At 44.2% G+C, this 20,125-nt stretch carries 13 protein-coding genes, 2 pseudogenes and 1 CRISPR repeat array; of the genes and pseudogenes, 5 read left to right on the top strand and 10 right to left on the bottom strand.

Features of this window, described 5'->3' with window-relative positions:
• Window positions 1-137 precede the first annotated feature (137 nt).
• A pseudogene (locus JMY06_RS12035) lies at window positions 138-278 on the bottom strand (CysB family transcriptional regulator); the annotation flags it as partial.
• A gap of 222 nt (window positions 279-500) precedes the next feature.
• Window positions 501-701 (bottom strand): ribonuclease toxin immunity protein CdiI, encoded by a 201-nt coding sequence (gene cdiI / locus JMY06_RS12030; protein ID WP_413786908.1) that lies wholly within the window; start codon window positions 699-701, stop codon window positions 501-503.
• Between the two features lie 1,038 nt (window positions 702-1,739).
• Here cdiI and JMY06_RS08835 point away from each other — a divergent pair.
• Both JMY06_RS08835 and JMY06_RS08830 read left to right on the top strand, forming a co-directional pair.
• A complete protein-coding gene (locus tag JMY06_RS08835; protein WP_201617949.1) occupies window positions 1,740-2,177 on the top strand; it encodes a DUF2231 domain-containing protein in 438 nt (145 codons plus the stop codon).
• The gene (locus JMY06_RS08830; RefSeq protein ID WP_201528027.1) at window positions 2,174-3,469 is read left to right on the top strand and encodes a PQQ-dependent sugar dehydrogenase; all 1,296 of its coding nucleotides are present in this window, start codon (window positions 2,174-2,176) and stop codon (window positions 3,467-3,469) included. The genes JMY06_RS08835 and JMY06_RS08830 overlap by 4 nt, the downstream gene beginning before the upstream one ends.
• Before the next feature lie 181 nt (window positions 3,470-3,650).
• On the opposite strand, the pseudogene tnpC reads toward JMY06_RS08830, so the two are convergent.
• Together tnpC and JMY06_RS08820 are read right to left on the bottom strand one after the other, a co-directional pair.
• A pseudogene (gene tnpC, locus JMY06_RS08825) lies at window positions 3,651-4,902 on the bottom strand (IS66 family transposase).
• A 595-nt stretch (window positions 4,903-5,497) separates the two neighbouring features.
• Complete coding sequence (locus tag JMY06_RS08820; RefSeq protein ID WP_201617948.1) at window positions 5,498-6,214, bottom strand: GntR family transcriptional regulator; 717 nt, start codon at window positions 6,212-6,214, stop codon at window positions 5,498-5,500.
• Window positions 6,215-6,367: 153 nt separating this feature from the next.
• Between JMY06_RS08820 and JMY06_RS08815 the strand changes: the two genes are divergently transcribed.
• Together JMY06_RS08815 and JMY06_RS08810 are read left to right on the top strand one after the other, a co-directional pair.
• Window positions 6,368-7,060 (top strand): aspartate/glutamate racemase family protein, encoded by a 693-nt coding sequence (locus tag JMY06_RS08815; RefSeq protein ID WP_201617947.1) that lies wholly within the window; start codon window positions 6,368-6,370, stop codon window positions 7,058-7,060.
• 51 nt (window positions 7,061-7,111) lie between these two features.
• A complete protein-coding gene (locus JMY06_RS08810) occupies window positions 7,112-8,503 on the top strand; it encodes an NCS1 family transporter (RefSeq protein WP_201617946.1) in 1,392 nt (463 codons plus the stop codon).
• Between the two features lie 934 nt (window positions 8,504-9,437).
• Here the strand turns inward: JMY06_RS08810 and JMY06_RS08805 are convergent.
• Together JMY06_RS08805 and JMY06_RS08800 are read right to left on the bottom strand one after the other, a co-directional pair.
• Complete coding sequence (locus JMY06_RS08805; protein WP_227672258.1) at window positions 9,438-10,307, bottom strand: IS3 family transposase; 870 nt, start codon at window positions 10,305-10,307, stop codon at window positions 9,438-9,440.
• Between the two features lie 8 nt (window positions 10,308-10,315).
• Window positions 10,316-10,627 (bottom strand): transposase, encoded by a 312-nt coding sequence (locus tag JMY06_RS08800; RefSeq protein WP_201617944.1) that lies wholly within the window; start codon window positions 10,625-10,627, stop codon window positions 10,316-10,318.
• Window positions 10,628-10,681: 54 nt separating this feature from the next.
• Between JMY06_RS08800 and JMY06_RS12025 the strand changes: the two genes are divergently transcribed.
• Window positions 10,682-10,810, top strand: a complete 129-nt coding sequence (locus JMY06_RS12025; RefSeq protein WP_413786907.1) for an IS3 family transposase — start codon at window positions 10,682-10,684, stop codon at window positions 10,808-10,810.
• Between the two features lie 41 nt (window positions 10,811-10,851).
• Window positions 10,852-15,618: direct repeats of the CRISPR family, unit length 28 nt; unit sequence TTTCTAAGTCACCTATGCGGTGATGAAG.
• Window positions 15,619-15,808: 190 nt separating this feature from the next.
• Here the strand turns inward: JMY06_RS12025 and cas6f are convergent.
• From cas6f to csy1, 4 genes are all read right to left on the bottom strand, one after another.
• Window positions 15,809-16,414 carry a type I-F CRISPR-associated endoribonuclease Cas6/Csy4 gene (cas6f, locus tag JMY06_RS08795; RefSeq protein WP_201617943.1) on the bottom strand — a complete coding sequence of 202 codons (606 nt, stop codon included), beginning with the start codon at window positions 16,412-16,414 and terminating at the stop codon, window positions 15,809-15,811.
• 3 nt (window positions 16,415-16,417) lie between these two features.
• Window positions 16,418-17,440, bottom strand: a complete 1,023-nt coding sequence (csy3, locus tag JMY06_RS08790; RefSeq protein ID WP_201617942.1) for a type I-F CRISPR-associated protein Csy3 — start codon at window positions 17,438-17,440, stop codon at window positions 16,418-16,420.
• A gap of 107 nt (window positions 17,441-17,547) precedes the next feature.
• A complete protein-coding gene (gene csy2 / locus JMY06_RS08785) occupies window positions 17,548-18,561 on the bottom strand; it encodes a type I-F CRISPR-associated protein Csy2 (RefSeq protein WP_201617941.1) in 1,014 nt (337 codons plus the stop codon).
• Entirely contained in the window at window positions 18,558-19,916 is a 1,359-nt protein-coding gene (gene csy1, locus JMY06_RS08780) for a type I-F CRISPR-associated protein Csy1 (RefSeq protein ID WP_201617940.1), read from the bottom strand. Before csy1 ends, csy2 begins: the two co-directional genes overlap by 4 nt.
• Window positions 19,917-20,125 lie beyond the last annotated feature (209 nt).

Below are 20,125 nucleotides of genomic sequence, written 5' to 3'. Positions count from 1 at the left end.
CATCTAAAGTATGACCAGTGCATACATAAATGGTAAGTAAAGCGAATTCTGAATCACGTCTTGCATCCTACTTTATCACTTAATATAAGTCTGGTAAAGTTTATCAGAGCTGGCTTTATCTTCTTAGCTAGTCTTACTTAATTAGCAAATTGCTTTTGGCATAGCTCCATGAACGCACGACCATACCGACGAATTTCCGCATCATCACGTACGGTCATCCAACTGATAAAGCGCCTAAAAGGATCCACTGGAATAGCGGTTAAATTCTGGTAATGACTATTTTAATGGGCTAAAAATGAGGACATACTCTAGTACTTACGGCCTTTTTTGTGTTTGCTATTCTAATTTATACAACGTTATTAACAACTTTGGTCTTTAGCTACCATTCTTTGAGAGACAATCTGGGTAAAGTGATTTTTACGTTAACTACACTTCAGGATCCAAAAGCTTCCAGTTATCAATTATTTTTGTTAAAAACTTACTATGATCTGTATGAATCTCTAAAAAACGCTTACAAGCCTTTTTGCATAGTCGAAGCTGACTTGTTCTGATACATAGACTTCCGTATCTGGATTATTCCATCCTATTTCAAAACAAACACCTTCAAAATTGTCTTCAGGATAAGGACTGTTTAACTCCGGGTAATACCAATAACAACCCTCTACGTCTGCACTGTCATACTCGACTAAAATTTTGTATATAGATTCTAGGAAAACACCACTTTTATATAATGTGCTCGAACATTCTTTAATAGTTCCACTTGGCTTATCTTCATGGCATGACTTTAAATCATAAAAAAAATAGTAGTTATCTGGTCCCTTAGGAATGTAATAAAAATTACTATTGTGAGTAAACCTTATTTATTACTCCTATTTTTTGGTCTATATATATGTGAAAAATGATTCCATCAATAGTTTCTAAACAATCTTTTTTAATTAAGAAAAAATAGGTTTTATTAGGGTGTACCCTATTTCATATTATCTGGCAGTGGGCATATTCTGCGCTTAGAGACCATCGAGAGAAAAGGTGGGAGCAATCGTATAACTCAGTGCTAAAACAAGCTCAAAGCGTCAATATTATATTTTCAGAGCGATTACTGTACTCAGAAATTAAAGCTACTGCTAAAAGCATTGCAAAATACTGTTGGAAGCGTGATGCTTACCATTACAATGAGTTTATCTATCGCCAAGCACTCAGAGCTAGTAAAGGCGGTAAGGTGTCTAAACGTAAGCCTGTAGCTACATCAGGACAATCATTAAAACCTTGGATAAAGTTAGGTTTATCAGAAAGTACATATCAAAGATGTAAAAAGATGTAAGAGAGTCGGCAAAATTTGAGCTGAATAGTTACTAAAACACAATCCTAAACGAGTCATAATATATTGATTTAAAATGTTTAATTTTTTACACAGCTTTTGTTCCACGAGTAAAGTAGGTCGATGCGTAGTACCATGTGTAGTGGAAAGTATGGGCGGCAACTAATTTAAATGGAGCACGCTAATTATCGGACTTCAGGTCCTGTGAGGCAGAAAGGACTATAGCTAGTGCCCATCCAGGAACTAATAACCGGCTGATTTTCAGGAAATAATTCGAAAAAAGGTTGAAGAGTCCTCTTGGCTTTGGTATGTTTTTAAGCTACGCTTCTATTTCGTAGAATTTGAATTCCATCAAGCGTAGTTCGGGCCGGTAAAATCAGTACGGTCGATCGAATCCTCGTTTACCAGCAATAAGGAAACCGCCATGATTAGTGCTGTTGCCCGACACTCCGGCACCGCGCTGTACCCGCTTCACCCGCTGCATGCGTTTGTTCTGGCCGGAATAGTGCCTCTGTTTATCGGAGTCTTACTCAACGATTACGCCTATTGGTCCAGCTACGAGCTGCAATGGAAGAACTTCGCTTCCTGGATGCTTATAGGTGCGCTGGTGTTCAACGGTCTGGCCTTGCTGGGCTCGATTGTATCCCTGGTCCGCGCTGATAAGCGCATGGGTGCATCAGTGGTCTATTTTCTGTTGCTACTGGCGACCTTTGTGCTGGGTGTCATCAACTCGTTCATCCATGCAAAGGACGCCTGGGCCAGCATGCCGACCGGGCTTATTCTATCCGTTATCACTGTCATCCTGGCCTGCTCAGCAACCTGGATCGGCTTAGCCAGCTTACGCTCTGGAGGTGCAAAATGAAGGCGATCAATGTCATTTCAATAACGCTAACCGCGGCTCTATTGAGCGCATGTGGCGAAAGCAAAATAGACGACGCTGCACAGTTCGGAGCGGATCCGACCTTGCCCAAAGCTCATCGCGGCCTGTTACCAACCATGAAAATCGCCGATCCGGCAGGCTGGGATGATCGCCAACCCACAGTGCCGTCAAACTATGAAATCACCGCTATCGCCACTGACCTGAATGTTCCACGGCAGACGCTGGTTTTGCCCAATGGCGACATTCTGGTGTCCGAGGGCATGGGGGGTAACGCGCCCAATCTGCGCCCCAAGGACTTCATTGCGGGTTATATCCAAGGTAAAGGCACTACCTCGGTCAAAAGCGGTAACCGTTTGACTCTGCTGCGCGACAGCGATGGCGATGGCACTTACGAGACACGTACCGTGTTCGCCGACAACTTAAATGCGCCTTACGGCCTCGTGCTGATCGACGATCAGCTGTACGTTGCCAATCAGGATGCGGTGGTGCAGTTCGATTATCAGCCCGATCAGACCACTGCCAGCGGGCCACCTCGCAAACTCACCGACCTGCCCAGTGTGGTCAATCATCATTGGACCAAGTCTATGACGGCCAGTCCAGATGGACGCTACCTGTACGTTGGTATCGGCTCCAACAGCAACATTACCGAAAACGGACTGGATGTAGAGGCGGATCGCGCCAGGGTTTGGCAGATCGACGCCAAGACCGGCGCTCACCGTCCCTATGCAACCGGTCTGCGCAATCCGACAGCGCTGGATATTCTGCCTGGTACTGACCAGTTATGGGCGGTGGCCAATGAGCGGGACGAGCTGGGTGCACGATTGGTGCCCGATTACCTGACCTCAGTCCAGGAAGGTAGGTTCTACGGCTGGCCCTACAGCTACTGGGGACAGAATGTCGATTCGCGAGTCCAGCCGCAGCGGCCTGATTTGGTAGCCTCCGCAATTGCTCCGGATTACAGCTTGGGGTCGCATAAAGCTCCCTTAGGGCTGTCATTCTCAACGTCGACAATGGGTGACACGTTCAGCGAAGGAGCGTTCATCGGCGAACATGGCAGCTGGAATCGGCCTGACCCAGCGGGTTACAAGGTAGTCTTCGTGCCCTTCAGTGGCGGCAAGCCAGCCGGAGACCCGGTGGACTTCGTCACCGGCTTCTACGGTGAGGATGGCAAGACCCGTGGCCGACCGGTGGGTGTGACTGTGGATCCAAAAGGGGCACTCATCGTCGCCGATGACCTTTCTAATACCATCTGGCGGGTGACCCCAACTCGATAAGCGGCATGTAGAAAACCTCCCGCGCGGGTCGCTTTAACCCGCGCAGGGACACTGAACAATAGTTCCCCTATTATGACCCGAGCGGTATCGACTACAACCGCACCAGATGCCTTTTCGGAAACCCGATACCTCCATTGTCTTTGATTTGATAAGCTTGCTACGTTTAACATGGTGTAACTATTCAGCTGGTTTGATTCAAAACGGTCGCATCATTACCCGCACTCACCGCCATGAACGGTGGCACACTCCCCTCGAACAAATGCATCAGGGCTTTCGAGGCAGACACGTTCTGCTTACGCGCTGTCGACAGATAACTGCGCACGCGACAGAAGATCTCGGCTCCTTCAAAGGATCGAAAACAACCCGATATTTTCTGCTGTACTTTGAACATACGGATGTCTCACTCACCTTGGTTGTTGGTAAACGGTACCTCTGGACTGTCGAGGAAGCGCAGCACATCCGCTTCGTAGGCGATCAACCGTTCCAGCAGGTTGCGGGCCCGCGTGCGTTTGAGCCGCCTGCGCTTGCCCTGGCGTTGGCTTTCATCCGGTGGTGGGCAGCCGCCGGCGGCGTCGGCGCTGTCGGTCATGATGTTCAGTAGAGTGTGCATCCGTTGAGCCCACACCTGTTTATCCTGCTCCCAGGCGCGCTGAAGTTCTCGCAGGTGGTGCGCATTGCACAGAGAGTGTAAACATGAATAACGGTAATACGGCTTCCAGTGATCATGACAGAGCACACCGTTGAAGCGTGGCAGGATGCCGATCGCATCCATCGCCTGCTGGCCTCGCTGCGCATGGGGCGCAAGCCAGGTCAGTCGGTCATTCGATGCGCCGTGCAGCCAGTGACGTTTACCACCGACGCCTCGGCCAGGCGATCCTTGACCCACGGCTCAAATTCAGCGGCCTTGTTGAAAGCGTTCTGATTGAAGTTGAACAGTGAGCCGACACTCAGTGGGATGCCGACCTGGTCTTCCGAAGTACTCGCGGATGCGATCATAGGGCAGGAGCGGGTATTGAGTCAGATAGACCGCGTGGGCCTTTAGCTGCGGGCCGTACTGAACCGAGCGTTCTACACCGACCGGAAAAGGCGCCACAAAACGTTGCCCCTGGGCATTTTCCAGGATCTCGGCCTGGTACTCGATGACAAAACGGCGGATGTCCAGATCAACGACCTGACCTTTCTCGAAGCCCACAACCCGAAATGCGCCGCCTTTGGGTAAGGTGCGTCGATCCACTTTCACCCGCTGGATGGCATCCGGATCTACCACCGGTTGCAACGTCTTTCCAACGCGACCGGGCTGCCCGCCCGGCTTGCGCCCGCTTTTAGTCCGGTTCTGTCTGGGGCGGTTCGGATCCTGGGACGGTTGTGTCTGCTTGGAGTTGTTGTCTGACGTCCGCCAGCGCAGCGTCGATATCAATGTTACTGATCTTCATGGATCTGAGTACCGTCGAGTGATGCATTATTATCGCACGACTTTTTCAGGCCGAATTTTTCGTCCTGAGCGCGGATTTGACGGGGTTTTTCAAATCGACGTCGCCCCGGGGATGGACAACAAAACGAAAGGGCAGTAAAGGGCTCTTGGAGGCTTTGCGCGCCGCTTTATGGGTTTGCGTTGAGTATAGTCAATCCATTCAAGAGTCGTAAACACAACACTATTTACGTCATTCCAGTTTTCTTTTAAATAATTAATTATCTCAGACTTATACAGTCTATTGACGCTCTCAGCCAATAGACTGTTTTAGCTCTCTGTTTCCTTTTTCATGATCTTCAATGCACGTATCGAAGCTTTGAACTTGCACATATATATTTTGATCTATGTGTTTTTTATTTCACGATCGTAGAGTTTCAGATGTGCAGCTAATGTTAGGGGAAAATGGCTCGGATGATTGACCATGTGGAAGGACAGTCGCTTACCGCTTCAATAAGCAAACGAACATCACACCCTCTAGTCTAAAAGGTGTGGTTTCTGAGAGTGTTGAGTCTCCAATGATACCAACGCGGTTCAGTTATGCATAGTTTGGGAAAAGATCAAGCGTTCAATTGTTCTGCTAAAGTAGCAAGAGGTTCAATAGATCGCTCAAAGTCAAGACTCGATTCTAGATGTTCCAAATGTTGATCAATTAATAGCATTAGCTGTTTTTCATCTCGTTCCTCAATCGCTTGCACAATACGCGAATGCTCATCTTCGGCACAGTTCGACGAGCCGAGCTTATTATATAAGCCAATGATCAATGTAGTACGCAGTGTCAGCTCGCTCAAAAATTTCTCTAAAACTTGATTATCAGTAATAGCAGCTAAATGCATATGAAACTGACGTGATAAGCGTAATTCTGCTGGTTTATCGCCTCGAGCGCGTGCGTCAGCCTCAGCAGCTATCGTAGTGCGCATATCAGTTATGTCTTGAAGACGAGCATTTTTTATCGCACTGCGCGCTAAGGTCAGCTCAATCGTGCGGCGAGCCTCAAACACATCTCTGGCTTCCTTAGGCGAGGGTGTCGAGACAAAAGCACCCCGATTAGGACGCAACTGGACAACGTGCATCGTGGCAAGCGTAGAAAGTGCACGCCTAACATTTGCTCTGTTACACTTAAACAAATCACTTAACATTCGTTCACCCAACTTTGTTCCGGCCGGCAAACGCTGTTCTGACACCGCGGCCGTAATTGAACTAATAATTGCCTGTTCTGGTATCTCATCAGTTCCAGAGGCTAATTTTTCTTTTTTTATTATATCCACAGCGATCATTATAGTGTTCCCTCCACGCTTTAATAGCTAATGCTAAAGGAATTTAGCCGTTTTGTTAACAATGAGTTGTATTGTTAATAATAATATTTAATAATGTTGTTAACAACATAAATTCAATATTGTTAACAAAAAAATTATCAACGGTGAGATTCTATGAAAATTTTAGTTATGAATCCAAATTCGACGACTTCTATGACGGATAAGATCGTAGAAAGTGCACGTCAAAGAGCTAGCGCTGGCACCATAATTGTTGGTGCATCTGGAACTGATGCCCCTGCATCCATCCAAGGGCACCATGACGAAGCCATATCTGTACCAGGTTTGATCAAGCGTTTAAAGCAAGCTGAAGCAGAGGGTGTCGATGGTGTGGTTGTAGCTTGTTTTGATGATCCCGGCATCGGTGCATGCCGCGAGGTTTTTTCAGGGCCTGTTTTAGGAATCTGTGAAGCTGCGGTTAAAGCAGCCAGTATGATTTCAACGTCTTTCAGTGTCGTCACAACATTACCTCGCTCTGTTCCTGTCATTGAGGAGCTAATTCACAGTTACGGTTTGTCACATCGTTGTAGACGAGTGCGCTCTGCTGCAATCCCAGTACTTGCACTTGAAGAACCTGGTTCAGAAGCTCGTGAAAAAGTCCGTGACGAAATTTTGCGGGCGGTTCATGAAGATAGCTGTGAGGCAGTTGTTTTGGGCTGCGCTGGTATGGCTGATCTGACAGAATGGTTGACCCAAGAGACTGGGGTCCCTGTCATTGATGGCGTCACTGTCGCAACGCGTATGATTGAAGCTTTGGTTGGCTGTGGCCTTAAAACTAGCAAAATTGGTGGCTATGCAATGCCCATTTAATATCAATAAACTTATAACCCACTAAAAATTGTTCCAAGGAAGGAAAGTGTTATGGATTATAAAGAAGGGTCTGCAGCGACAGCAGAAGTAAAAACTACAGGCGACGAAAGCCTTAAGCCAAATGGCCCAGAAGATAGGACTTTAGGTGCGCTTGGCTACATGTCTTTGTGGGTCGGAGACGGTGTGAACATGGGTAATATGACACTCGGTGCGAGTGTTATAGTTGCAGGTATGGCAATATTGAATATTTGGCAGACCATCGCAGCAGCATTAATTGCAATCGGAGTTATTTCTACCTTCTTTGCATTAAACGACAGAGCAGGCTATAAATACGGTATTCCCTACGTAGCTCACTTAAAAGCATCATTTGGTAAGAAAGGAACGCTGCTCTCTTCACTGCTCCGTGCAGTGCCTGCTGTGATCTGGTATGGTGTTCAAAGTTGGATCGGCGGTACCGCATTAAATGAAGTGTTCAAAATATTGTCGAGTGGAGCTTTTGATAATGTATTTGTCGGATTCATCATTCTTATAGTTGCGCAAATATTGCTTTCAATCAAAGGCTTTAAGAGCATTAAAGTAGTTGAGTCGGTGGCATCTGTCGTGCTGATGGGTATCGTCATTACTGTATTTACCATACTAGTTAAAGACCACAGTGCAGCAATTTCAACTTCCTGGATTAATGCCGAAGGTACATGGGGAATTGCGTTCTTTGCATATATTATGGTGTTTCTTGGTAACTATGCGGCTATATTTTTAAGTGCAGCAGACTATTCACGCGAGCTGGAAACAGGCTACACGGACGGAAAAAGAGGACTTTTTTACTTCGTACCGATTATCGTTGCTTATGGCTCGGTAATCGTTGTAGGCGCTATGCTTGCAAGTGCGACAGGTTATACGAATCCAGCGCTAGGACTACCAGCATTATTCGATAGCGTTTATATGCAGTTATTCATCTCTGTATTTATTGTGTTTGGTGCAATTGCTACCAACATGGTAGCAAACATTGTTACGCCAGCTTATGTCATTCAACTAATTACGAAACTGAACTACAAAGCTTCAGTGACAATTACTGGAGTGCTTGCAATGGGATCATTCCCGTGGCTATTAGTGCAGGACGATAATGCAAAAGGACTAGATACTTTTGTTCATGTCTACTCAGCTTTTCTTGGACCGTTAATTGCGATTCTTCTTGTTGAATTCTATATTATGAGAAAACAGCATATCGATATCAAAGAATTATACAAAGAAGATGGAAACTTTGTTGGTGTGAACTATGCCGCACTACTGGCGCTTGGTATCGGGACAGCGGCAGCATTCGTATTCGTTGACCTTGCTTGGCTGATCGGATTAATCGTTGCAGGTATTGCTTATCCGATTATTACGAAAACAATGTTTAAAGGCTCTAAATTCAAAAAAGGTACTATTTTTGAAAAAACAATTTAACAATATAAAAAGAGCAGTAAAATCGGTGGATTTCTGCTCTTTTTATACTAAATAATCCACCTGTTTCGTTAAATGAACCAAGCTGAAAACACCATACGCTAATAGAACCGATAGCTATCAAAGATGCCACATAGATATCTTAAATGAGCACTTAAAATGGCAATAAACATTATTAATAGCATCAGGTGTTGATAAGCATTTACTTTGTCTTTGGCTCTTACTAATACTTTAACAGCATTAGTAAGAGCGCTGACGGTCTGCTCATAAAACTCAATGGACTGAGGATACCTGAAAATTTGGTAGTCCATTGGAATAGACAGTTGAATACCGAATATTCTGCTCTAAATGAAAAAGAAAGTGACAGAGAGCAGGTAAGAAAGTACTTAGCTACTGTATATAAATATCTATATAGTAAATCCTCTCTCAACGACCATAATTATTGGTGTAGTCTGTAACTTTTGCCCAGCACTTTTGGCAAATTATTAGGATTGACTAAGCTAAAAACGTCAGCCTACAATAGCCAGATTAAGCTGAGAATCATGTATTAAGTGTATTGCACCACTATAATGAATGGTTACCTACTTAATAAAGTTCTGTCAGTAATATAATTATTCCTAATCTGCATTTTAGCTATGTTTTGCTAGTACATATAGCAAACCGTTACTTTGCTTATGGTTAGCAAAATTGTGCCTGAATTGTTTTTATACTACTGACAATAAGCTTATTCTATGATAAGTTTTAATAAATGGTCTTTGACGTGGAACTAATTATGCGTAATCATTTCAGCCCCACGCGCCGCCGCGTACTGATGGGCTTGGTGGCAGTTGCACCCGCTATGCTTTTTCTGCGCTCTGGGATCACCTTGGCGGCTGATCAGGCAAGCGTTGACGATAACTCCTTCCTACGGATAAGCCGGACCATCACTGGTGGTCAACTAATTTAGGACAGTTGATAAGAGGTTTTTGTTGAAGTAGCGCTTCTCTTTTTCTGCTGGTGTTAAATAATTATTAAAAATATGCGGTCTAATGGTTTGATAGTAGCCCCAGATGTAATTGCAAAAAGCCTGCTTAGCTTCAGCGATATCCTCGTAACCATTCTTTGGCATCCACTCAGTTTTAAAGCTTCTGAAGAAGCGTTCAGTAGGTGCATTATCCCAACAGTTGCCACGACGGCTCATGCTATGCGTCATTTCATTACAACCAGCTACTGATTTTGCAAAGGCATGACTGGCATAGTGTGTTCCTTGATCTGAATGAAACAGTACATCACTTGGTCTTAATCGCGTGTGATACGCCATATCCAGCGCTGCAGTTGTCAGTTTACTGTCGGGAGAGTCTGATACGGCAAAGCCTACGATACGCCGAGCATATAAGTCTAAAACAATGGCTAAATAGCACCAGCCGCCTTTGATACGGATGTAAGTCACATCGCCCGTCCATACTTGGTTCGGTGCTGATGGGCTAAAGTTGCGGTTCAATATGTTGTCATGGGTTTTATGTTCCGCGTCGCAGTGCTTGTACTTATGCGTCTTTAGCTGACAGCTTTTAAGACCCATGCCTCTCATAAGCTTACCCGCCATATAACGAGTAAGCCTGACGCCATACTGATGGCATAAAATGGCAATGATGGTGCGAGTACCTGCTGATTGGTTGGATTCATTAAATACTTGGCGAACCAATGCTTTAAGCATTACTTTTTCAAGGCTAATCGGTTTGGTCCGTACGCCATAATAATAGCTGCTTCTAACCATACCAAATAGGTGGCACAACTGGCTTTTACTCAAGCGTTTGTCTTGCTCTGCCAGATCGCTAATCAGCGATAGTCTCTCAGACTGTCCAATGCTAGCAGAGCGGAGGCCTTTTTTAGGATGTCACGCTCCATAGTCAGTCGTTTAACTTGTTTGCGAAGCTCTTGTAGTTCTCGCTGTTCGTCTGTTAAAGCATTGCCTTGAGTCGGTGAAATCCCTTGTTGTTCTTCACGATACTGACGCAGCCATTTATCTAGTGTTGATTGACCAATACCTAGTGAGGCTGCAACTTCAGTTATTTTACGGTTGTGCTCGATTACCATGTTGATGGCTTCGAGTTTGAATTCTCGGGTATATTGTTTGCGTTTGCCAGTCATACCATTTTCCTTCTTTGGGTTAGTATAACCTCTTATGCGCTGTCCAATTTTATTATGCCACTACATGAATGGGTGGATTGGTTTAATAAGACACGACTGCATAGCGCTATTGATTATGTGTCACCTTTTGAGTTTGAAAGACGCTATTATGATAATCTTAATCAGTTAGGCCTAGCGGCCTAACTTAAACAAACAGTCTCCGATATAGTCGGGGTGGTTCATAGTTTCTAAGTCACCTATGCGGTGATGAAGGCAATGGGTTGCTATTAAAATAAGGACACTATTTCTAAGTCACCTATGCGGTGATGAAGCTTACTCATCAACTCAGCGTGCTCGTCCGCATTTTCTAAGTCACCTATGCGGTGATGAAGCCTACGAAAAGGGCAGTTTGTTTTTAGTGTTTTTTCTAAGTCACCTATGCGGTGATGAAGGCGTCCTGTCTATCAAAAGCGTTGGCAACGTATTTCTAAGTCACCTATGCGGTGATGAAGTTACTAATTGAGCCTGCATCGTTTCTTTATCATTTCTAAGTCACCTATGCGGTGATGAAGATTAGCACACCTTGCTTATATCCTGACTTCATTTTCTAAGTCACCTATGCGGTGATGAAGGCTCGTTAAAAGCTTTTATCTCAACGCTGAACTTTCTAAGTCACCTATGCGGTGATGAAGTCTATCGTGCCAACACTAGCGCAAGCGGTGGATTTCTAAGTCACCTATGCGGTGATGAAGTCAGCGACGCAGGAAGTATTAGGCGCTGAAACTTTCTAAGTCACCTATGCGGTGATGAAGGAGCGCCGTTCGTGTTGAGCGCTTTATCTCATTTTCTAAGTCACCTATGCGGTGATGAAGTCGCAACCCTCAACGTCCTCAGTAAAGATATTTTTCTAAGTCACCTATGCGGTGATGAAGACGCCAGCGAGAACGCTCAAGCGACTGAGATTTTTCTAAGTCACCTATGCGGTGATGAAGTTAGTAAGTACCGAACAATCTCGATAAAGTTTTTTCTAAGTCACCTATGCGGTGATGAAGGGCGTAGGCTTTAAGGATAGGCTGTTTGGCAATTTCTAAGTCACCTATGCGGTGATGAAGTAATACAGTCGCACAGCCCTAGCTTTATAATCTTTCTAAGTCACCTATGCGGTGATGAAGGGTGATGTAGCAAATGGAGAGGGTTTTTTGGCTTTCTAAGTCACCTATGCGGTGATGAAGCAACCTCAGAACGTTTACCAGCCTCTAGCACTTTTCTAAGTCACCTATGCGGTGATGAAGGATGCGTTAGGCAACACTATGTTCCGTGGTATTTTCTAAGTCACCTATGCGGTGATGAAGATACCAATGATGCCGTTGGTGACTGATGGCGTTTTCTAAGTCACCTATGCGGTGATGAAGCTTGCGTTGTCGGTGTAGGCTCAACGTTAGCATTTCTAAGTCACCTATGCGGTGATGAAGAAGGACACATTGCCTTTGGGTCTACCTTCTAATTTCTAAGTCACCTATGCGGTGATGAAGTACGATACGGCCATAACAAGGCGCGTACCGGTTTTCTAAGTCACCTATGCGGTGATGAAGTAGATCTACCTTCTAAGGCTTTTGTCTATTCGTTTCTAAGTCACCTATGCGGTGATGAAGGCTGACAACGATGCACTGACTAATGCGATGAATTTCTAAGTCACCTATGCGGTGATGAAGTTTTTAAGTTGTCATGGAACACAGATACAAAATTTCTAAGTCACCTATGCGGTGATGAAGACAATCCAACCCAACGCACCGCTAACAGCGACTTTCTAAGTCACCTATGCGGTGATGAAGCCTGTAATCCTTTTAGCGCGTAGATTTTGGGATTTCTAAGTCACCTATGCGGTGATGAAGTCTAGCAACAGTCCAGCCGCCACGCCCCTCATTTTCTAAGTCACCTATGCGGTGATGAAGGAGTTAGTTCCAGCATTCGATACATTTTTGCATTTCTAAGTCACCTATGCGGTGATGAAGAAGACGTTGCAGATATTATTGCAGCGAGCAAATTTCTAAGTCACCTATGCGGTGATGAAGAAAATAATACCCGCCCGTTCCCGCAACGTAGGTTTCTAAGTCACCTATGCGGTGATGAAGTTTTCGCTTGCGTCCAAACATAATCAGGTATATTTCTAAGTCACCTATGCGGTGATGAAGTGGTTTTTTATTAATGATAAAGTTTTCTATCATTTCTAAGTCACCTATGCGGTGATGAAGGCATTTGTTGTGGTGGTTATGGTTGCTTATATTTTCTAAGTCACCTATGCGGTGATGAAGTGCCACCACGTCCGTGACCCCATCTTGATTTATTTCTAAGTCACCTATGCGGTGATGAAGGCGTCTTTTATAGTTGCCCCAGATGGATTAACTTTCTAAGTCACCTATGCGGTGATGAAGTGTGGGCGAAAGACGCGCAGCCGACCTTCGCTTTTCTAAGTCACCTATGCGGTGATGAAGGCATGCACGTTGCGCCAATGAACTTACCTGATTTTCTAAGTCACCTATGCGGTGATGAAGAAGTGTAATAGTACCTTCGCCAGGTTGGTTAATTTCTAAGTCACCTATGCGGTGATGAAGAATTTTTAGTAAGTGATTATTTAGGCGTTGAATTTCTAAGTCACCTATGCGGTGATGAAGATGGGTATAAACTTGGGGTGTACTATTTTTTATTTCTAAGTCACCTATGCGGTGATGAAGTAAGCCAATTTCGTTATATAGGCTTGCTTTTTTTTCTAAGTCACCTATGCGGTGATGAAGAAGGTGATTTATATGCGTTCGCTGGGGCTATCTTTCTAAGTCACCTATGCGGTGATGAAGGACTCAGCAGCAGCGACATAAGCTTGTAGCATTTTCTAAGTCACCTATGCGGTGATGAAGGTGGGTAATCACCTGCTACATCGCTTGAACTATTTCTAAGTCACCTATGCGGTGATGAAGCAGTAACCTGAATCAGTATATTTGCTCAAGTCTTTCTAAGTCACCTATGCGGTGATGAAGAAGTGTTAGCTGATGTTTTTAACGCTACCAACTTTCTAAGTCACCTATGCGGTGATGAAGCGGCATTTGTTATTGCGTTTGTTAACGAGAGTTTTCTAAGTCACCTATGCGGTGATGAAGGACAGCGACCGGAATAAACTTTGAAGGGATTATTTCTAAGTCACCTATGCGGTGATGAAGAGTACTCTCCTGCTGCGTCACTTGAAATAGGATTTCTAAGTCACCTATGCGGTGATGAAGACTATAGTGATTGCTTGCAGCCGCTTATCGAGTTTCTAAGTCACCTATGCGGTGATGAAGTAATGTACTGCGCCGCACCAGTGCTTTTGGTTTTTCTAAGTCACCTATGCGGTGATGAAGCTATTAAAACCCTTAACAAAATGGCTTTGGTGTTTCTAAGTCACCTATGCGGTGATGAAGTAATGTACTGCGCCGCACCAGTGCTTTTGGTTTTTCTAAGTCACCTATGCGGTGATGAAGAAGAAAGTTAAGATTTGATTGGCTACGTTGATTTTCTAAGTCACCTATGCGGTGATGAAGATTAGATGAGCGGTTGCTGTTTTTCGCTGCTATTTCTAAGTCACCTATGCGGTGATGAAGGAGAAAGCTGCAAGTGCCGATGCTTTTTACAATTTCTAAGTCACCTATGCGGTGATGAAGTATTTCCTTGCTAATTTCAGCCATTTTTTGACTTTCTAAGTCACCTATGCGGTGATGAAGATAATCCCGTCGGCGGTCAAAAAGGGACTAGGTTTCTAAGTCACCTATGCGGTGATGAAGTAACTTTGGTAGTAGCGGAGCAAGAATTGCAATTTCTAAGTCACCTATGCGGTGATGAAGATATTTACTTATTTAGATAAACTGGTTAACGATTTCTAAGTCACCTATGCGGTGATGAAGCCAAATGGCTGTACGCGAGCTAATACGGTGATTTTCTAAGTCACCTATGCGGTGATGAAGAACTACAGCGGTACGGGTACGGGTAATACAGCTTTCTAAGTCACCTATGCGGTGATGAAGCTTGAGTTTGACCAAAAGATTATTGATATTTGTTTCTAAGTCACCTATGCGGTGATGAAGACAACCGCAAAGCAATCGAAGCTACGGTCTATTTTCTAAGTCACCTATGCGGTGATGAAGTTTATCATATAGCTCGCTAATAAGCGCTTTATTTTCTAAGTCACCTATGCGGTGATGAAGCCCTAGTAAGCAGCAATACTTTTGGTCTTTTTTTTCTAAGTCACCTATGCGGTGATGAAGAAAAGTTACGCTATAAACCACGCCGTTACGCTTTTCTAAGTCACCTATGCGGTGATGAAGGTGATGCGTTCTTCAACCCGCAATCAGATGAATTTCTAAGTCACCTATGCGGTGATGAAGTCAAATAAGCCGCGTCAGACGGAATAGCTAAATTTCTAAGTCACCTATGCGGTGATGAAGACTCTTTTCGCTTCTTTAGCGCGAGCTTTCTCTTTCTAAGTCACCTATGCGGTGATGAAGGATAAACGGATCAAGTGCCATTGCGGTGGATATTTCTAAGTCACCTATGCGGTGATGAAGATATTAGCATTGGTAAGCTTGGCGGTGATACTTTTCTAAGTCACCTATGCGGTGATGAAGTTGTTTTTAGTGCTTGGCATACTTTTTTTAGTTTTCTAAGTCACCTATGCGGTGATGAAGTGACGACTGCTACGTTTGTGTAGTCGGGAGTGTTTCTAAGTCACCTATGCGGTGATGAAGTACGCAACCGAGCAAGAACTTGCTAGTTATGCTTTCTAAGTCACCTATGCGGTGATGAAGATATGCAGGTTGTTTACAGCGACAAGTCGGACTTTCTAAGTCACCTATGCGGTGATGAAGATCTATCTGCTGATTAGGGTCTGCTTTTTTGATTTCTAAGTCACCTATGCGGTGATGAAGTATTTACTGCAATGGTTGAGCTTTTTGTGGGTTTTCTAAGTCACCTATGCGGTGATGAAGAGGAATTATAACTCTAAAAAAGCAGTTATAGCAAGGCGTGGAGAGCAAAATACCCTATTTTACCCTCCCTTTTTTGCCTTGCCATAACTGTTTGATAAATAAGCATATTTTTAAATAGTAGAAAAAAGGGTTTTTACGCCCAATTTTTGGGTAATTCATCATTAACATGCTGTGAGTTTAAAAGTTTAACCTACCAATGCGGCACAGTGACTTTATCCGCCGCATTATTGATGCCATAGCTATTGAACGCGCCTTGGCTTGCATCATCCACCGCCTGTTGAACGATGGATAATGGATAGGGCTGCTTATTACTGATACTCTTTAGACTGATATACGGATACAGCTTATTATCCTGTTTATATGCGGCACAGTGTACCAGCGCTGCATCTAAGCTGATGTCTTTATACTTGGCAAACTCTTCAGCTTGCTTGAGCATATTTTTTGGACGGTAGCGATTGACTACCACGTTCCCTTTTGCCTTGTCGCCAACGTCGCTTATGCGCTTGATATGTACATAATCCGTTAGTCTGGATAGCCAGTTGACAAGATTCAGCGTTTCTAAATCCTGTTGACTGGGTGCAAATACTCGCAGCTTAAGCCCTAGCTTGGACGATTTGCCCTTGTCATCATAATGATAATCAGGGAAGCTGACCCCGATTGATTGGGTGCCGTGCTTATTTTTGATATCAGCCAAGCCAATATGCAACTGGGTGAATAATTGACTCCAGATAAAGTAGGGCGCAATCTCTGGATTGGGAATAATGGTAATTTCTTGGTAATGTGTCAATTGACTCATGAATTACTCCTTACCGCTGGCACCGAATACGCCGCCACGAATGAGTACGCCCATCACGTAATGTTGCTGCTCAACACTTGGCGTCTCACCTTTGAGCACCCAATTATCAAATAAGCTATAAAAGTCCATTTTGTCTTTAGGCTGACGGAATGCCGTACCCATCGTGGTCACCGCGCCGTATGGTTCGATGGCGATAGGGAACTCAGCATTAGGATACCAATCATCAATAGTGCGAATGGCGTTACTGACTTTTTGTGAGTGCATACCCGCTTTGCCGTTGACGCTATACAGGATTTTACTTTTGGTCTTGCCAGTATCAAGTACCAGCTCTTGTGAGGGGTAGACCTCTTGACCATAACCCATGATAGCAAAGGCTTTTACGTATAGAATAACAAACGCGTCGCCGGTTAATCCACGTTCAATGAGGCTGGCAAGCTTATTAATATCATCGCTGTGCGCATCATAGCTTTGGTCAAAGCTATGTAATGAGAGGGACTTAGCATCAAAGCTTAACTGCTGTTGCTTACCCTCAATATCGCAGCTGACCTCAACCTTGATACTTTGCGCGCCGACACGATTGCGCCATAACCAACGCGCGTTAGCAATATTGGTCGCATAACGCCGTGCCAATTCGCTAACACCTTCGCCATCCAGATAGCTGTTAACTGTTGATACCAATGCTTGTTGATAGTCTTGGTCGTTACAGACATTGGGCTTACCTGTAAATGGCAAGACTTTACCGCTCCATGTTACCACCAAGGTGTCATTACTCTCATCTAACGAAGCTGAATCCACAGTTTGCAGGTTGGCTTTTTGAATCTCGGCGTCAAGCTTGGTGGGGTCATTAGCAATGGCGTTTTTTTGGCGGTTGCTAATCGTACCGCGCACGGACTTCTCTTTTATAATCACAGGCGTGACTTTAGCATTGATATCTTGGCTGTCTGTTTGCGCAAAAAAGCCATCTGAGATATCAAGATTACGCTCAAAAGCAAGGACCGATGCAGTTTTTAGGGCGGACTTTGACATAATGGTCTCCATGTAAATAAAACGATAAGTAAAAATAAGTTGGTTAAAAGTTATGTAGTGCAAAATAAGTCAGTTGAAAATAAAGCGTTTAATAATAAAGGACAAGATTAAAAGTCTTGTTTTTGGCTCACTAAATATAGCGATTGCTCAGCATCATAATGATAGCGCCAGAATGCATTGGCAATATCGTTGTCCCCGCCAATACTTTGCAAGCGCTGCGGATAGACCCATTTACCAAGGCTATAGATTGCCTCGACATAATGGCTGGGATATTCAGGGTTGCGCACGTTTTGCATCACGCCCGCGTCATAACGCTCCGATATCCCTTGATAGCCTATCGGCATCGGCACCAGCCAGCCGTGACCGGCTTTACGTGAGGTGGTCAGCCACTTGCTCTCACCGTTTTTTTGGGTTTCAGGAATATGATGCAAGGCACAGACATCAATGAGCGCATCTAACGGTGTGGCATCAGGATTGTCTGCTTGTACCTTACTGATAATCTCGTTAAAGTCATCTTGCGCGTTCATCAACACAAACGCTGGCAATAATTGTGGTATCACCTCGCCAATATCATTTTTACCAAAGAACTGTACCGGCTCAGATCGCGCCATACCTTGTACACTACCGCCTGCCATCCGCTGCTGCTGTAGCCATCGTTTACTAGATTGCATGACGTGCGCTTGCTGCTCAGCAGTCAATGACTCTGCACCTAATACCTCAACAATAAAAGTCATCACCAAACGGCATTTTCCCTCTTCAATGATAGAGGCGGTCTTTCCGTCTTTTTTGATAGGATTGCGTGTCTGGTTAAAGGTATAATTGCTATAAGTATTGGCGCGATACATTTGCGGTTGGCAGTCATGGCAGGCAAGTAACACGCCGCCTAAGGAAGGTTTTGCCAATCCTGATAAGCCTGACAACTCTGACAAGCGTTCATCGTTCGCCATCTTGCGAGATATCGCATGAAAACTCCCTAAGAATCCAGTAATAGCAGGGAAGCCATAAGTTAAGGGGCTGGAGATGGTATTTGCACCCTCAATCACGACTTTTTTAAACATTAAGTAGCCTTGTACCTCAAGTTTGCCTTGACCAAAGCTGTCTCCATCATCAATACGGCTCATAAAAACACCCCTTTGCCTGCGCGCTCGTAACGTTTTTTCATATCCTCAATCTCACGCTCCCATTCAAGGTGTTCCGCATCACCAAAGTCACGTGCTATTGCTTTGAATTCAGCTTGCAAAAGTGTATTCAACCAGCGCGCAAAGCGGTGCATAATTTGACCATGCCACGAGTCATCGCCTTCACGTTCCGCCTTGAAGTCTTCTTCCCCTTTCATATCAGCGCGCTTCGGGTCTAGCCAAAGCTTCTCGCAGCGATCAAGGTCATACTCTTTTGACCAACCAGCAGGCAGTGTGGTGCGGATATTTTCTGCGGCAGCAAACACGCGATAGAGCATCTCATCAATGGCACGTTTGCGCGCGTCTCTGATATCAACGATATTGCGGCTGTTCTTAACGGATTTAAAAATACTGTCCAGTGCCTCGCGCACATTGTATTCCATACCCGTACTAAAAATACTGCTGGCAAATTTTGATAAATGGTAAGCATAATCACGTTCAATAATGGGCGGCATGGAAGGAAGTAGGTAGTTGCGTCCGCCTTGCTTGCTCATATGTCTACTGACGCCTTGAGGGTTACTACCACCGATAGTCACGCTTGCTATATTTGAAAGTGTGACGTAAGGGGTTTTTTCAGCAGTACTTGCAAATCGATTTTTCTTAGCAAGTTTTACCTCTTCTGAGTATTTTATTTGCTGAATTGTTTCATAAACACGGTTGGTTAATGCGGAAGGGTAGAGAGGGACAATACAAACATACGAATCTACTGTTTCATCAATAGGCCATAGTACTTGTTTGTTGTACTCGCTTGAGCAAGGCTCCGATATTTCTCCTACAAGTAGCTCTCTAAATATTTGAAAGTAATGCTCAGAAAGCACTTTGTCTTTTGATAAGCAGTGCTTGAAACTACCATTATCTTCAATAATATAATCCATAATTTTTTTATCATTATTAACGTCAAAGTCAAAAAACGAAAATAATGGCAAAGCAGCAGCATTGCCGCTGGCATCTATTTTGTGATTACTTATTGATTGATGCCCTACGATGCTGCTTGGCAATACGGTTCCTGGCTCAAAGTTAATATTGTCGCCTTTTGAGCTTGAATGAATGCCTTTAGAAATATGAGTACCAAAACTAATTTGCTTTGCCATTTTATTAGCAGCGGCATCCATCCAGTTATCAAGCTGATACTTATCTTGAGCAACTGCCAGCTTTTCATTCAAAGTATTGATTAGTACTAAATCATTACTTTCTAGCGCTTTTGCCAGCTGCTTTTGCTCAGTTTCGGTTTTTTTATCATATTGGCTGGCAAGAAAGGCTTTGACCGCACCACTTGCCAGCTCTGGGGATATATCCACCAAGATTTACTCCTTTATTATAATAAATGAATATCAGTCATTATAACGATTAAAGCATGAAGGGATATACAAATAAACCATGATTTAATCATTAATTAATATATAATAAATTATTACTAACAAACTTGCTATGATTCTTAATCACCGCATAGGTGGCTTAGAAAAATCAATATACGTTTACGGCCCTCGCGCATATCTTAATCACCGCA

It is taken from the genome of Psychrobacter urativorans, from assembly GCF_904846675.1.
GTDB lineage: Bacteria > Pseudomonadota > Gammaproteobacteria > Pseudomonadales > Moraxellaceae > Psychrobacter > Psychrobacter urativorans_B.
The sequence above is the reverse complement of the archived record's forward strand: the minus strand, read 5'-3'. Positions and strand labels throughout refer to the sequence as shown.